This window comes from Leptolyngbya sp. FACHB-1624 (assembly GCF_047649235.1).
Taxonomy (GTDB): domain Bacteria; phylum Cyanobacteriota; class Cyanobacteriia; order Leptolyngbyales; family Leptolyngbyaceae; genus Leptolyngbya; species Leptolyngbya boryana.
This window is the reverse complement of the sequence record NZ_CP180258.1, coordinates 5,091,842-5,107,372: the sequence shown is the minus strand read 5'-3', so window position 1 is coordinate 5,107,372 and position 15,531 is coordinate 5,091,842. Positions and strand designations below refer to the sequence as shown.

Annotated in this window: 13 protein-coding genes; 7 read left to right on the top strand and 6 right to left on the bottom strand. The window is 49.0% G+C overall.

Going from position 1 to position 15,531, the window contains the following annotated elements; translation table 11 throughout:
* Window positions 1–50: 50 nt before the first annotated feature.
* Entirely contained in the window at window positions 51–1,472 is a 1,422-nt protein-coding gene (locus ACMUEV_RS24315; protein WP_190653632.1) for an NADP-dependent isocitrate dehydrogenase, read from the bottom strand.
* A 300-nt stretch (window positions 1,473–1,772) separates the two neighbouring features.
* Between ACMUEV_RS24315 and ACMUEV_RS24310 the strand changes: the two genes are divergently transcribed.
* From ACMUEV_RS24310 to ACMUEV_RS24295, 4 genes are all read left to right on the top strand, one after another.
* Window positions 1,773–2,450 (top strand): response regulator transcription factor, encoded by a 678-nt coding sequence (locus ACMUEV_RS24310; protein WP_017286505.1) that lies wholly within the window; start codon window positions 1,773–1,775, stop codon window positions 2,448–2,450.
* 103 nt (window positions 2,451–2,553) lie between these two features.
* On the top strand, window positions 2,554–3,273 hold the full coding sequence (locus ACMUEV_RS24305) for a GUN4 domain-containing protein (RefSeq protein WP_017286506.1): 720 nt from the start codon (window positions 2,554–2,556) through the stop codon (window positions 3,271–3,273).
* Window positions 3,274–3,474: 201 nt separating this feature from the next.
* Window positions 3,475–4,884 carry a GAF domain-containing sensor histidine kinase gene (locus ACMUEV_RS24300; RefSeq protein WP_190653631.1) on the top strand — a complete coding sequence of 470 codons (1,410 nt, stop codon included), beginning with the start codon at window positions 3,475–3,477 and terminating at the stop codon, window positions 4,882–4,884.
* A gap of 71 nt (window positions 4,885–4,955) precedes the next feature.
* The gene (locus ACMUEV_RS24295; RefSeq protein ID WP_190653630.1) at window positions 4,956–6,380 is read left to right on the top strand and encodes an IctB family putative bicarbonate transporter; all 1,425 of its coding nucleotides are present in this window, start codon (window positions 4,956–4,958) and stop codon (window positions 6,378–6,380) included.
* A 54-nt stretch (window positions 6,381–6,434) separates the two neighbouring features.
* Here the strand turns inward: ACMUEV_RS24295 and ACMUEV_RS24290 are convergent, their stop codons facing one another.
* Window positions 6,435–6,980 (bottom strand): late competence development ComFB family protein, encoded by a 546-nt coding sequence (locus ACMUEV_RS24290; protein WP_017286509.1) that lies wholly within the window; start codon window positions 6,978–6,980, stop codon window positions 6,435–6,437.
* Between the two features lie 347 nt (window positions 6,981–7,327).
* Here ACMUEV_RS24290 and ACMUEV_RS24285 point away from each other — a divergent pair, with 347 nt between their 5' ends.
* Window positions 7,328–8,515: a glycosyltransferase family 4 protein gene (locus ACMUEV_RS24285; RefSeq protein ID WP_190653629.1), complete on the top strand. Its 1,188-nt coding sequence runs from the start codon at window positions 7,328–7,330 to the stop codon at window positions 8,513–8,515.
* A gap of 111 nt (window positions 8,516–8,626) precedes the next feature.
* Here the strand turns inward: ACMUEV_RS24285 and ACMUEV_RS24280 are convergent, their stop codons facing one another.
* Both ACMUEV_RS24280 and ACMUEV_RS24275 read right to left on the bottom strand, forming a co-directional pair.
* Window positions 8,627–10,042, bottom strand: a complete 1,416-nt coding sequence (locus tag ACMUEV_RS24280; protein ID WP_190653628.1) for a tetratricopeptide repeat protein — start codon at window positions 10,040–10,042, stop codon at window positions 8,627–8,629.
* Window positions 10,043–10,156: 114 nt separating this feature from the next.
* Window positions 10,157–10,405 (bottom strand): Ycf34 family protein, encoded by a 249-nt coding sequence (locus tag ACMUEV_RS24275; RefSeq protein ID WP_017286512.1) that lies wholly within the window; start codon window positions 10,403–10,405, stop codon window positions 10,157–10,159.
* A 181-nt stretch (window positions 10,406–10,586) separates the two neighbouring features.
* Here ACMUEV_RS24275 and ACMUEV_RS24270 point away from each other — a divergent pair, with 181 nt between their 5' ends.
* Together ACMUEV_RS24270 and ACMUEV_RS24265 are read left to right on the top strand one after the other, a co-directional pair.
* On the top strand, window positions 10,587–11,885 hold the full coding sequence (locus tag ACMUEV_RS24270; RefSeq protein ID WP_190653627.1) for a CCA tRNA nucleotidyltransferase: 1,299 nt from the start codon (window positions 10,587–10,589) through the stop codon (window positions 11,883–11,885).
* 165 nt (window positions 11,886–12,050) lie between these two features.
* Window positions 12,051–12,236 carry a hypothetical protein gene (locus ACMUEV_RS24265; RefSeq protein ID WP_017286514.1) on the top strand — a complete coding sequence of 62 codons (186 nt, stop codon included), beginning with the start codon at window positions 12,051–12,053 and terminating at the stop codon, window positions 12,234–12,236.
* A 67-nt stretch (window positions 12,237–12,303) separates the two neighbouring features.
* Here the strand turns inward: ACMUEV_RS24265 and ACMUEV_RS24260 are convergent, their stop codons facing one another.
* Both ACMUEV_RS24260 and ACMUEV_RS24255 read right to left on the bottom strand, forming a co-directional pair.
* The gene (locus ACMUEV_RS24260) at window positions 12,304–13,176 is read right to left on the bottom strand and encodes an ABC transporter permease (protein ID WP_190653626.1); all 873 of its coding nucleotides are present in this window, start codon (window positions 13,174–13,176) and stop codon (window positions 12,304–12,306) included.
* 77 nt (window positions 13,177–13,253) lie between these two features.
* The gene (locus ACMUEV_RS24255) at window positions 13,254–15,419 is read right to left on the bottom strand and encodes a putative PEP-binding protein (protein ID WP_190653625.1); all 2,166 of its coding nucleotides are present in this window, start codon (window positions 15,417–15,419) and stop codon (window positions 13,254–13,256) included.
* Between the last annotated feature and the right edge of the window lie 112 nt (window positions 15,420–15,531).

Genomic DNA, 15,531 nt, shown 5'->3' with positions numbered 1-15,531 from the left:
CAAGAAAGTAATTGTTCATCTTCTCCCTATCTCCCTATCTCCCCATCAATCTAAAAATTCCGAATAATCGCATCCGCAAATTCAGAACATTTCAAAGGCGGATCCACTGGAGGTTCCATCAACCGTGCCAAATCGTAGGTCACTTCACGTTGCGCGATCGCTTTTGCCAATCCATTTTTAATCAGATCAGCCGCCTCTTGCCAGCCCATATACTCCAACATCATCACGCCGGATAAAATCACCGACCCGGGATTGACTCGATCGAGTCCTGCATGTTTCGGAGCCGTGCCATGCGTTGCCTCAAAAATCGCCGCCGAATCACCAATATTGGCACCCGGAGCCATGCCTAAGCCACCCGCGATCGCCGCTGCCGCATCGGAAATATAGTCGCCGTTCAAATTCATCGTCGCCAAAATCGAATACTCATCGGGGCGAGTTTGAATTTGCTGGAAAATACTATCGGCGATGCGATCGTTGACCATGACTTTCTCTTTCCACTTGCCATTGCCATGCGTCTCCCAGATCGCATCGAGGACAGATTTCACTTCAGCACAAATCTTTTCTTGCTTATCCGGCGGCATCGAGTCATAGCCTGGATCAATCTGACGGGCATTTTCTTCGATCGTGATATCAGGATTCTTCTCTTTATTGCTGAGAATCCAAGACTCTCGCTCGGTCACACAGTCGGAGCGGAATTCTGTCGTCGCTAACTCATAACCCCAATCTCGAAACGCGCCTTCGGTGTATTTCATAATGTTGCCCTTATGAACTAAAGTCACCGTTTGCTTGTTTTTAGGCAGCCGTAACGCATGTTGAATCGCACGACGGACGAGACGTTGCGACCCTTTTTTACTAATCGGCTTGATGCCAATTCCAGAATCAAGAGGCAACTGCTTTTTCCCATGCTCAGGCGTACTCGGAATCAGATCTTCATTGAGATATTTGATTAAACGATCGGCAATTTCGCTCCCTTGTTTCCATTCAATTCCCAAATAAATATCCTCGGTGTTCTCCCGATAGATAATCACGTCCAGCTTTTCGGGATAACGATGGGGTGAAGGAGTACCCGTATAGTATTTGCAAGGGCGAACACAAGCATAGAGATCGAAAATCTGGCGCAGCGCAACGTTCAGCGATCGAATACCGCCGCCGATCGGGGTCGTTAACGGACCCTTAATTGCTACCCCAAATTCGCGAATGGCTTCGAGTGAATCTTCTGGTAAATATTGATAGGTTCCGTACTGTTCACACGCTTCATCACCGACATAGATTTTGAACCAAGTGATCTTGCGTTTTCCACCATACGCAGCTTGAACTGCGGCATCAAAAACCTTCTGAGAAGCAGGCCACAAGTCGATTCCCGTCCCATCTCCTCGAATAAACGGAATAATTGGATTATCAGGAACGATCGGTTCTCCATTGGCAAATGTGATCTTTGAGCCAGTCGTCGGAGGGGTAATTTTTTCGTACATATGATCCCGCAATTCTCAAGTTAGGATAAGTTGGGCAACGGCTAGTAGGCTACCAAATTTCTTTGCAAATTTGGCGACTCAACATGAACAGAAGATAAACAGAGGAAATTAGGACATAAAGATAATTCTGAAACTCCAGAACTCTCGATCACTGGGATACCATGTTAAGGGGAAATTTTTGGTTAAAAAGTTGACCTTATTGAAGTGAGCCTTCCGGTTAGTCAAGTTCGCAAGTCTACATGTGAGAATATTGAACCCCCAGATTGCAATCTACCGTCTTGAGGTGCTGGAGACGCAGGTATGAAGAAGATTTTGATTGTGGATGATGATACGGCACTGAGAACGGCTCTGATTCGATATCTCGAAAAACGTAGCTATTCGGTTCGGCAGGCAGCATCCGGTTTAGAAGGCTTGGCTCAATTTGAAGAAGACCAACCCGATTTAGTCGTTTCCGATGTGATCATGCCAGAAATGGATGGTCTGGAATTTTGCCGTCGATTACGATCGCTAAGAACGGGTCAATTAGTCCCCTTTATTTTTCTATCGAGTCGGAGCGAAGTCGAAGATCGCGTCCAAGGACACTTAATCGGGGCAGACGATTATTTGATTAAGCCGTTCGAGCCACGAGAACTGCTCGCCAAAATCGAAGCCCAATTAGAGCGATCGCGCCGGATGCATTCTGAGATAGTGCGCTTAATGCAGCAATCTGGAGCCGTCGTCGAGCCTGCTGCACCTGCACTGACTCCACTTCCCCTGACCCCTGCCGAAGAAAAAGTGTTTTGGGAAGTGATCCAAGGACATACCAACAAGCAAATTGGCGACCATCTTTTCGTCAGTCCCCGGACGGTGCAAACCCATCTCAGCAATATTTTGAGCAAATTGCACCTCGAAAATCGATCGCAGCTCGTTCGTTATGCCTTTGAGAAAGGCTATCGTCCGCCCACTCCTGAAACGGTTCTACCCGACGAGAGTGCGTAATTTTTCTCAAAAAACTGCTGATCAACGGGTTGAAGCACTACACCCTGGGACTTATTCTAGATAAGGGGACACTCCCTAATCTCCCTAATCTCCACCCGTTTACATGACTAATTTAGAAACTTCTTCAGCTCTCGATCTTCCCAATAGCCTCGCGGCGCTCCAGTTAAAGCTGCGATCCGACTCTGAAAAAAATCAGTTGAACGCGATCGATGCCCTCAACGCGCTTGGCGAAGATGGATTGCCCGTACTGATGGAATTTCTACTCGAACGTCGCGACACGCCCGGCAGAACCGAAGCTAAAGTTTACCAGACCCTTTTTAACACCCAAGCAACCAAAGTCCTAGACTTTCTTCAGCAACACTTTCCCACAGGAATCGTACCGCTCAAATCCGAGCGCAACATCGACTACACCGAACTCCAAAAGCTGCTGGTCGAGCAAAAATTCCAAGCCGCCGACAAACTGACGATCGAAAAACTCTGTGAACTTGCTGGAGAATCTGCCGTTCTCCGCAAATGGCTCTACTTTACTGAAGTCGAGAATTTTCCGATTTCCGATTTGCAAACGATTGATGCGCTCTGGCTTGCCCATTCCGATTATCAGTACGGTTTTTCAGTTCAGCGACAAATTTGGCTCAGCGTTGGGAAAAAATGGGACAAGCTTTGGGATAAGATTGGTTGGAAATCCGGGTATAACTGGACTCGCTATCCAGACGGATTTACATGGAGTTTAGCTGCTCCTAAGGGTCATCTACCGCTCTCGAATCAACTCCGGGGTGTGAGAGTCATCGCCGCTTTATTTGCCCATCCTGCTTGGACAAAGTAATTCTGTAATTTCTCACATCTTTCCTATCCGTAATATTCCAGGTTCCATCGGTACAGAACGCTTAAACTTCCGTGATCTCGCGTTGGAGAGAACGTTGATCCGATCGCAACTCAGGGCAATCTTGGTATAGTTGCAGACTGCTTGCCGGCTTTACCGCTGGATCAGTCTGAAAAGTTCTTTAAATCGAGGATAGGGGTTGGAATGGGAATCCCCGACAACAGGCTCTTTTGTCGATTAGATGGGTTAACGACTGCTGCCCGTGAGCAGCAGCGAATGTTGGTACTCACGGAACTCGGCTTACTCGACTCCGAAAGTGTACCGATCTTTGAAGAAACGACCCAAACGGCGGCTCACTCTCTAGATGCGCCGATCTGCCTAATCGGGTTAATGGATCAGTCACGCCAGCGGTTCAAATCTGCTCAGGGTTTGTCACGCTTAGGTTTGATGAATGATCTCGCGATGACGCGCCAATTGCCTCGCGAAGAAGCTTTTTGCGTCCATGTCGTTGACAGTCAGCAAGTGCTTGCGATCGACGACACCTTAGAGCATCCTGTATTCGCAAATTCCTTACTGTGTCAACAGTACGGTATCCGTGCGTATCTCGGTGCGCCTTTAATCACAGTGAGCGGTGACTGTATTGGCACCCTGTGCATCATGGATTCTCGACCCCGTAATTTCACGGAGAGAGATGCAGAATTTTTGATGCTAGCTGCCCGCCTAAGCATGAGCGAGTATGAGCGCTTACATTTGATCAAATCGCAAGCGATCGGCACACCGATGCCAGTCGTTCACTCCCAACCGGTATCTGCGAATCCGGTCAAATTTGAACTCCTGGCGCAACTTACCCAAGAACTCCGGACACCTTTAACGTCTGTGATGGGAATGGCAAGTGTGTTAAATCGTGAGATTTATGGCCCACTCACAAGCAAACAGAAAGAATATCTCGACATCATTCATCACAGTGGACAGTATTTGCTGTCGCTGGTGAAAGAGATTTTAGAGCTTTCACAGCTTGATGACAGCAGCCGAGCGCTAAACCTGGCTTCAATTGATATTGAGATGCTCTGCCAGCAGGCGATTAGCACATTAGAGCAAGCTGCCAGCCGTCGAGAACAGCAAATTCGTCTCTCCGTTGAACCAGGCAATCGCATCTGGCTTCTCGACAAAGAGAAGATCCGCCAGATGCTTTATCACCTCATGTTTAGCGTTATTCAAGCCTCGAACGCAGGCAGTATTGTCCGGCTCCATGTGTCTCACAAGAGCAGTGGATTAAGGCTCAGCGTGTGGGCATCTCATCCTTGCTTAGGAGATGGGATTGGATACAACGAAATGTTGACTCCGCAGACGAGTCCGATCTCAACGTTCGAGTACGAGCATTCCACGAATGGAAATCGCACCGGACTCATCCCTGTGGCAATGCCGATGAGTAGTGTCAGACTTGCTGACCTCGACGAAGTCGCAGAGATTCCTGATGCTGATGCAGTTCGCAAGAATCTCGGCTTGCTGCTCAGTCGCCAACTGGCTGAAATGCACGGTGGACAGATCTTAATTCAAGGCGTTGCTGAGCCTGGATATCGCTATGTGATTACCTTACCTCGGCTCACCCAGTAGTCTTGCCAAAGTGCCAATATCGCGGATAATAGCCCTAGCCTAAATTTGCTAGGGCTATTTTGCTTGAAAGCATGGAAAATCCGCTTATGAATTCGGTTTGGCAACAAGTAACCTTGGCGACACTCCCGCTTCAGCAGTGGCGGCAGGTCAGTTACGTCTATCGCATTGTGGGATCGTTGCAAAATTGGCGCAACGGGTCTTGGCTGATGCAGCATGGCGATGCGATCGCTGCTCTTTTGATCAGCCTTGTGTTTGCGCTCTCACCCTTCGTTGCCACGAATTTAATCGGGGTATTGCTGAGCGCTTGTATTTTGTTTTGGATTCTGCTCACGGTTTCAGATACGGATAAACGGGCAGGGCTGACTCCGATTCACTTGCTGGTGATGCTATTTTGGAGCATTTCAGCCACTGCAGCCGCGCTTTCTCCACTGAAGCGAGCTGCATTCACAGGATTTGGAAAATTGTCGCTGTATTTGATGTTCTTTATCTTGGCAGCGCGAGTGTTTCGATCGCCCAAATTGCGATCGTTCTGCATCACGATTTTTCTGCATGTTGCTCTCGTGGTCAGTGGTTACGGCATTCATCAGGCAATTTATGGGGCAGATTCTCTGGCGACATGGGTTGATCCCGAATCTCCTCTGGCACAATCTACTCGGGTCTATAGCTTCCTCGGCAATCCAAATTTACTGGCGGGCTATTTGATGCCTGCAATTTGGCTCTCGTTTAGCGCCATTTTTATGTGGAAGCATCGAGTCCCGAAAATTTTAGCGATCGTCATGTTCGGAATCAACACCGCTTGTCTACTCCTGACGCAGAGCCGAGGCTCGTGGGTTGGGTTAATGGTGTCGGCTTTGGTCATGCTGGTCCTGCTCCGGTATTGGTGGAGTCCAATCCTGCCGCAATTCTGGCGAAAGTGGGGCTTAATTCTGGCGTTTGGGGGGCTAGCAGGTGCTTTAGTGCTCGGGTATCTGTTTGTCACACCGTTCCGTTATCGGATCGCAAGTATGTTTGTCGGAAGCAGAGATAGCAGTAATGCGTTCCGGCTCAATGTCTGGAGAGCGGTGATCATGATGATTCGCGATCGCCCGATTTTAGGATTTGGTCCAGGAGATTTAGTCTTTAAGCAAATCTATCCACTTTATTCGCAGGCGCGATTTAGCGGATTGAGCGCTTATTCTGTATTGCTGGAGATTACGGTTGAATCTGGCTTGATCGGATTGACGGCATTTCTGTGGCTGTTGACCACGATTTTCTCGCAAGGCTATTACCAACTGCGTCGGGTGCGGGATTTGGGAAATCGTGAAGGATTTTGGCTGATGGGCGCGATCGCCACCGTGGTCGGGATGTTCGTTCATGGCTCGGTCGATACCGTTTTGTATCGCCCCGAAGTCAGCGTCCTGTGGTGGATGAGTATTGCCTTGATTGCAAGTTTCTATGTCCCCCAGGCTGCGACTTCTCAAAGTTCTCAAACTCCCGAGTGGGTGGAAGAACGATAAAAAAAGAGGGGCAATTGCCCCTCTTTCCACTAAGTAACGTAACTATTCAGTAATTTAGTGATGCATTTCTGGCTCAAAGCTCGGTGCATAGGCTTGTAATAACGTACTGACTTGGTTCAGAATTTCATCTTTAGAACTCTTGCCAATCACTTGCCGTTCTGGGAAGAAGTCTGGCTTGTCAAGGTTTTTCGCGATCGCTTCTCCTACTCGCTGAGAAATTACGCCTTGTAATCCTTCTTTCGCATGCTGTCGTTGATAATTTGCCCCTTCTTCGGTTGTAGCGTAAAGCGGGGGAAGTCGGTTCAACGCATATGCTGCGATATCGCCCAAATCTAAGGTGCGATCGCTGGTTGCTTCGATTTCTGCTACCCGCGCAATTGCCTCGGTCAAAACCAGTTCTTCCATCACGTTGATGAATTGCTTGCGAGGAACGGCAACGACTTCCCCGGTTAGCAATGCGCCCATCAAGCGATCAAGTGCCATGTATTCTTCGATCGACAATTCTGAGGCAGTATCGCAGATGCGCCCGACTTCAGCTTCCATTGCCGGTGTTAAATAGCCATCTTGAAGGGCTTGATCAACGATCTTTTCAATGCTCATATCGCCTCTTTCAACTCCATCGCAGCAGATTGTTTATAGATAACCCCGCACTCATTTTGCCCTAGTTTCGGTGTCGAAGAACACTTTGATTAAACCTTCATCAAGGGAATGCTGAAGTTGGGTTTTTCAGACGGTATGCTTTGTACATTAATAGGACAGCACGCTTTGCTTGAGCACTAACCGCGTCAATGTTGTAACACACGGAGTCTGTTTTATGGCATTTAACTAGAGGAAATCCAGGAAGTTATCCGTGAAAATACAAGATTTTTCGAGTTGACGGCAAGGGTGAACGTAGGTACTCAAAGCTAGTAAATTGGAACATACCACGCGGTAAAGGGCGTTGAGAGATGAAGATTTTGGTGCTGACTTGGGAATTTCCACCGCGTCTTGTGGGCGGGATCGCTCGCCATGTTGCAGAACTTTACCCGGAGTTGGTGAATTTGGGGCATGAGATTCATCTGATCACGGTTGAGTTTGGGCAGGCTCCGCATTTTGAAGTCGTCGATGGGGTGCAGGTTCATCGGGTTGCCGTTGCGAAACATGATGACTTCTTTCAGTGGGTCGGGGCGATGAATGAAAGCATGGGTCAGCATGGGGGCAAGTTGATGCTAGAGGAAGGGGGATTTGATGTAATTCATGCGCATGATTGGCTCGTTAGCGATGCCGCGATCGCGCTGAAACATCATTTCAAGACCCCGATGGTTGCCACGATTCATGCGACGGAACATGGACGGCATAGCGGAATTTTTAATGCGGTTCAGCAGCATGTGCACGACAAAGAGAAGGTATTGACTCATGAAGCTTGGCGAGTCATTGTCTGTACAAATTTTATGCGGCGAGAAGTCGAACAAACCCTGAATACGCCGTGGGACAAGATTGATGTGGTTTATAACGGCATTCGGCGCGAAAAGAAGAAGCTTGATCCGGAGTTTGATTATTGGCAGTTTCGGCGGCGATTTGCCTTAGATGACGAAAAGATTGTCTATTACGTAGGCAGGATGACGCATGAGAAGGGAGTTGCAGGTTTAATTGCTGCGGCTCCCAAAATTTTGCATGAGATGAATCAGCGGGTGAAGTTGATTTTTATCGGGGGCGGACATATAGAGCATTTGAAGCAGCAGGCAAAAGCGCTCGGCATTTGGGATCGCTGTTATTTTGCGGGATTTATGCCCGATCAGGATTTGGATCGATTTCAGACGATCGCAGATTGCGCGGTGTTTCCTAGTTTGTATGAACCATTTGGAATTGTGGCGTTAGAGAGTTTTGCCGCACGGGTTCCGGTTGTAGTCTCGGATGCGGGTGGATTTCCCGAAGTGGTTCGACATGGGCGGACGGGAATTGTGACTTGGGTGAATAATCCCGAATCGATCGCGTGGGGGATTTTGGAAATATTGAGACGACCAGAGTTTGCGAGATCGCTGGTGAATAATGCGTATGAGGATTTAGCGCGGCGATTTGATTGGGCGAAGCTCGCGCAACAGACTGAGGCTGTGTTTGGTCGAGTTTTACATGAACGCAAGCAAGTCGATTGGTAAAAAAACGATCGCTAAATTGAATTTAGCGATCGCGCCCATTGGATAACAGTCTCTATGTACAAGTTGAGCAAAGCCAAAACCCGATTTGGGAAAATGCGATAAAACGGCACCTTACAGTTGATTTAATTCGCTTAAGGTGTTGCGATAACCTTCTGCATCCCCTTTCTGAAGATATAAATCAGATGCACGTTGTAAATCAGCGATTGCACTCTGCAAATCGCCTAGCCCACCCATTAAAATCGCACGTTGGTAAAACGCATTAGCTCGGCTCGAATCAAGCCGAATCGCTTGGGTAAAATCATCGATCGCGCCTTGCCAATCGCCCGATTCCATCCGCGCTTTGCCCCGTTCTTCGTAGATGTCAGGATTATTGCTGTCGGCACTAATCGCGGCAGTGAGATCCTGAGTTGCGCCAGTTCGATCGCCGAGTTCCGACCGCACAACTGCTCTTTGAGACAACGCACCTGCAAAATTTGGCTGCATTTGCACGGCTTGAGAATAATCTGCGATCGCGCCTTGTTTATCACCCGCCGTTGCCCGGAGATCGCCTCGGCTCTTGATGGCTTCTGCAAAGTTTGGATCGAGTTTGAGGGCTTGATTATAATCAGCCGCCGCTCCTTCAATATTCTCTAAAGCAGCGCGGATTTTACCCCGTTGATGAAATACACTTGCGCGATCGGGAGTCAGCTTTGCCATTTGCGTCAGGTCGGCTTCTGCGGCTTCGAGATAGCCTAGTTTTGCATTGACTTGCGCGCGATTATAAAACGCTTCTGCCGCAGTCGGTTTAATCCGAATCGCTTGGGAGAAATCGGCGATCGCAGCCTCTGATTCACCAATTTCGTAGTTGATCGCGCCGCGTGCAATCAATGCTTCTGCTGAATTAGGCTGAATTTTAATCGCTTCATTTAGATCATTCAAGGCGGATTGACGATCGCCTTTCTGCAATTTTGCAAAACCACGGTTCACGAGCGCCGGAACAAATTTGGGTTCAGCCCGTAACGCTTGATCGAAATCTGCGATCGCCGAATCCCAGTTTTGAGTTTGAGTCCGGATATAACCGCGATTCACATAAGCAGCAGCTAGATTTGGGTTCAACGTAATCGCCTGATCCAAATCATTCAAAGCGGCTGCGGTATCTCCGAGGCTAAATCGAGCACTGCCACGATGCGCATAAATCATCGCATCCGTGGGATTGAGCGTGGCAGCTTGATCGAAGTCTTGCAACGCCCCAAGATGATCCCCTAGCTTCGATCTCACAGCCCCCCGACTGACATAGGGACTGCCCCAAGTCGGATTCATTTGAATCGCTTGATTGAATGACTCTAATGCCTCGCGGTATTTGGCATCGCGGGCACGACCTTCCCCTTGGCTAAAGAAATTTTGCGCGTCCTGAAGCTGTTTTGCCACTTCAGGGGAGGGCTTCGGCGCATCGGGCTTTGTGTCCTGCGCAAAAGCCGGACAAGCCACTAACCCGAATGCGGCAATTGCAGCAGTCACATGAAATGAAGGACGACGAATGAAACGCATAAGCTTGAACCCTGGTTCTCGCGGAGTAAGGTCTTTAGACTTATGATTCCCTCGAACCAGGGTTCAAATTACATTCAAATTATCAGTGCAATTCGGAATTTACGGAACTTTTGATTAAGTTGGGATTAACTCTCCGGGTCGAAGTTTTGCCCATTTGCCTGTTTCTTCTTTGAAACTGAGACATCCGACAACATCCCATTCCATCTCAATGTGATCGCCACGATCGCGAATATTGACGTTAATCGTGGGTTCGGTTGCTTCAAAATCAGGCGTTTCGGTTAAATGAGGCTGTTCGTGTTGAGTTTCGACTGCATTGTAGGTTGTGCAGCGATCGACGTAATGGCAATTGACGCAAATACACATAACTCTGCTTCAGGATAGAGTGGACGGCATTTCGAGCAGGATTTTCTGTTACTCTAACTCAGGCGCATTCAATTCTTCATCTCATTTTAGGTTGAGTTATGTTGCGCATCGGAAGCTGAAAAGTTTTCTCTGACTGGTTTTTTGTTAAATTACGACTTCGATCTAGGGTTGGCTGAACGCAGTGAATTTGCAGTTAGAACATTATCGCAACGTGGCATTGGTTTCCTCGGCACTCTCTCCGGAGACGTGGCCTTTCAGTCTCAAGTGGCTACCCGATTCTGCCTGTTTGGTTGGCGGAACGGTACGCGATGCGCTGCTGGATCGGCATTCTGAGTATCTCGATTTGGATTTTGTGCTTCCGAGTGGTGCGGTCGAGACGGCGCAGGCGATCGCGCGACATTATCGGGCGGGGTTTGTGGTGCTGGATGCGGAACGACAGATCGCCCGAGTAGTGTTTGAACAAGGCACAGCTGATTTTGCTCAGCAGGTGGGAGCGACGCTTGAGGATGATTTGCGACGACGCGATTTTACAGTGAATGCGATCGCTTATAACCCGCATACGAAAGATTTGCTCGATCCGCTGCATGGTTATGAGGATTTGCAGCGCAAGCGGTTGAGAATGGTGTCGATCGAGAATTTAGCAGAAGACCCGCTGCGGTTGTTGCGAGCTTATCGTCAGGCAGCGCAGCTTGGATTTTCACTGGAACCGGAGACGCAACAGGCAATTCGTCAACTGGCTCCAAATTTGAGCAAAATTGCGGCAGAACGGGTGCAGTCTGAGCTTAATTATCTTCTGGGATCAGCGCGGGGAACGGGCTGGATTAAAACTGCGTGCGAGGATGGATTGCTGCAAGATTGGTTGCCGAGTGCCACGATCGAGCATTTAACGCAGGTGGGGGCGATCGATGATGTCACAGTTCATATTCAGGAAAATTGGACAGAATTCTGGTCAGAATTGAGCCGAACCGTGCGCGGAACGCCGCAGGCTTCTGAGGCGAAAGGCTCTGTTCGGACGTGGGTGACGATCGCGAAACTTGCGAGCCTCCTGCCTGAAGATCCAGCACTCGCTGAGGCACAGTTGTGGCGACTCAAGTACAGTCGGGCTGAAATTCAAGCGGTCAGTACTGTTGTGAAGGCGTTGCCGCACTTGCGATCGCCGGAGATTTCCAATTGGTCACGAGCCGAACAGTATCAATTCTTTCAGTCGATTGGCGCGGTTTTTCCAGCGATCGCACTGCTCGGTCTTGCGATACGAATTCCGGTCGAGACAGTGCGACGATTGGTCGATCGCTTTTTAGATCCGACTGATCCGGTTGCACATCCGCATCCTATTTTGACAGGTCAAGATTTGATGACCGGACTACGCATTCCGCCGAGTCCTCAGATTGGTCGATTATTGGCAGCGTTGCAGTTAGCGCGGGCAGAGGGCAAAATCACGAACCGTGAAGAAGCATTAGCTTTTGCGCAGACATTGCTATAAATTTTTCATCTTCGCGATCGCGAGATTCGAGCTAAGCTGTAATCTGGATTACGTTTTCGATTTAGGAAAACGTTAAGGGGACTAGAAAAAGCCTCACCTAATGCAATATAATCGTCAACTGCGTCTAATTTACAGCTAAGAACGTGTCAAGTTAAGGGGTAAACAATGGCTAAGCGCCGTAACCAAAAGAAAGAAAAAGCTCTGCGTAACCAAGCTTACGCGCGGAAGTTCCGTAAGCGCACGAATACAGGTCGCTTCGGGAATCGGGGCAGACGGGATGGAAACCGCGATGAGAGTGATGGTAATGCTGAAGGCGATACCCGCGTGTCTGAAGGGGCAGCGGACGTTTAAGATCGATTGAATTTTTATGATTCATCCATAAAATCCCCTAGCTCTGAGGAGTTGGGGGATTTTGAGTTTAGCGCGTTTTACGATCGACAAATTCATTCAACCCTTCGCCAAAGAGTGAAAGTCCCACGACCATGATCGTCATCGCGAGTCCAGGAAATAGGGCAGTCCACCAAATTCCTCCGGTGGCTAAAGCATCTAACGATTCTCTTAAATCATGCCCCCATTCTGGCACTTCGGCGGGCAAGCCTAACCCCAGAAATCCTAAGCCACCGAGAGTGAGAATCGCATCTGCCGCATTCAAAGTAAATAAGACGGGAACGCTCTGAATCACGTTGGCAAATAGATATTTAGAGAGCACACGCCAGGTTGAAGCGCCCATCGCTTGTGCTGCTTCGATGAAGAGTTCAGTCTTGACGCTGACCGTCTGGTTGCGAACGACTCGATAATACTGAGGAACATAGGCAATACTTAACGCGATCGCTGCGTTGAATACGCCTCGCCCAACTACAAATGCCAGCGTGACCGATAAGAGCAGTCCAGGCAAAGTGTAGATGGTATCCATGAGAAATAATAAACCGCGATCGAGCCATCCCCCTCGATATCCGCTCACCATGCCCAACGGCACTCCGATAATCAAGCTCAGCGCCGTTGCTAAAATCACGACTTGAATGGCGGCTTGAGTGCCAAATAACGTTCGTGAAAACACGTCATAGCCGAGGTTTGAAGTTCCAAACCAATGCGCAGAACTCGGAGCCGCATGTGGGGGATTATCCAAAAATTCGGTTGGACTTTGCAGCAGTCCGATCGCTTGGATCAGCGGCGCAAGTAGCGCGATCGCGACAAAAGCCAAGACAATCACAGCCCCAATTCGCATCATTTGACGCGAGAGGGACGGGCGTTCTGTTGCATTGAGAAACCGGGGCAGGCGAATCGAAGTCATGAGCAACACGATCGATAAATTGATTCGCTGATCATACCTGCTCGGTTGAATAGTTGATGAAATCGAGCGGCTCGCGCTTAGATTGATTTGCGATCGCGCATTTTTTGCAAGAGCAATCGTTGTTCAGCCCGTGCGATCTCACGATTAGCGGTTTCAACCGCAGAAAGATTGACCGAAATCGCATCTATTCCCGACTCGATCAGGCAATCGACGAATTTAGGCGTGAGCGCTGCTTGTGTTGAAATCGTACAAGGAATGTTGAGCTGATGCGCCGTTTGAATTAATTGGGCGATCGCAGCCAGCACAGCAGGATGAGACTCATCAAAACTCTTTGCCATTGCACTGTGATCGCGATCGACTGCCAACATTAACTGCGTCAGATCGCTCGTTCCAATACAAATTCCCTGCACCCCTGCTCGGACATAATCCGGCAGCAAAAAGAGAACTGAAGGCACTTCTGCCATAATCCACGTTGGCAGATCAAACAAACCCGCTTGCTCAATTCGACGGCGGCAAAAGATAAATTCTTCAACGGTTCGCACAAACGGCAAAATTAACCGCAAATTAGAACATCCTGCATCAACCGCTTGTTTTAACGCAGTGAGTTCAAAATCAAATGATTCTGAATTTTGAAGATAGCTGAGTGTGCCGTGCATCCCTAGCATCGGATTGGCTTCAGCCGCAGACTGAAATTCATGCGATCGCAGATCTAAACTGCGATAGAAAACGGGACGTGGCGCAAACGATCGCGCAAAGTGCTGGATCTGATCCGACAGTTGAGCGTTCAACTTTCCGCCGAGCAGCAATTCCGATCGCAACAGTCCTACCCCGTCAATTTCAAGGTCGATCGATCGCTCAATAGAATCCGTTTGGCTGAGATTCAACATTAATGAAGTCGCATTGAGATTCCATCGTGACCTCGATGAAATCGGCTTGGTTACTGCTTGTGGCTGAGTCGCCCGCTCAACGCCCCCTGTATCACCATTGACTAAAATTAGGTCTCCCGTGTGAATGCGCTGCGTCGCATCAGTTGCGCCTACAACTGCGGGAATCCCCAATTCGCGTGCCAAAATCGCTCCGTGACTGGTCATTCCGCCTTGCTCAGAGACGATAGCCGCCGCAGATTTGAGGAAGGGAACCCAACTTGGCAAAATCATAGGAGTGACTAAAATCGATCCCTCAGGCAGCGAAAATTCGGGAAGGTGGAGATCGGTGAGGACATAAGCAGGCGCGATCGCGACTCCAGGAGCGGCAGCAAGCCCAGATGAGAGAGTATTTTCAGCAGGTTGTGGGGAAGGCAGTTGATTCACGATGGGGTCACGGTCATGCACTTGGGTGATGTAAAGCTGTGAGGGATAGAATTGCCACTCCAGAACAGCAGGAGTATGCAAGGTTTGAGCTAATGAAAGCAAAGCGAATTGCTGAGGCGGCTGTAAGATTGAAGCCGCCTCGTGAATGGTGAGTCGAGCCAACGGTTCTTCTTTGCCCGCTTGAATCTGATAGGAAACCGTTTGCCGTCCTGCCTGTTGCAGCCGCATTTGATCGCCCTGAATCTGATAGATTTCTGGTGATGCTTCGCCTCGTGCGATCGCAGTTTCTAACCCGCGAGTTGCGGTGAGTTCCCAATTCATCGAATGCGGCTGCAATGATCCAGACGCGATCGCGTCTCCGATTGGCTGCATCATGACCGCAAACTGAATCTGGTGCAGTTCAAGTTTGGCGCTTTGCCAGTAGACTAAGTTTCGGGCGCGAAACAGTTCTGCCCAGAGCGCTTTTAAGCCAGCACCTAAGCTCTGTTGATCTGTCCAGCAGATTTGGGGTTCCAGTAGGCGTGATAGTTCATCAGTTGTCGCCTCAAAATCTTGAATAAAAATCGAGGGGCGCAGAATCACAGCCGGGGGATTGCTGAGCACTGGAAATTGAGCGATCGCGCTTTGAAGCTCGGTGAGCCAAGCCTCCGGCAGTTCAGCATGTTGAATCGTTTGACGGATTTGACGAGCGATCGATTGCAGTTGCTGAGAGTCTTTCAGATTGAGACGGAGCGAGGAAGAAGGCAAATCGGCAAAGAGCGGTTGCAGCCAGTGAATGGTTTCGAGAAAGTTACGAAACCGAGTTGCAATTATCACAACCGTTGGGATGACTGGATAGCCTTTTTGAGCCATCAGACTGAGATGGTATGCTTGTTCTCCAACCATACCCAAGGGTTGAGCTTCAATTTGATGGATTGAGAACAGAGTATCCACAGCCTAAAACTATCAAGATAATTTTCGATTGTACGAGACTCGATCGAGCAATCTGGAATTGATCAGAATAAATGAATGTTTGGGAACGTTGAGATCGGTTTTCTGGTGAAGC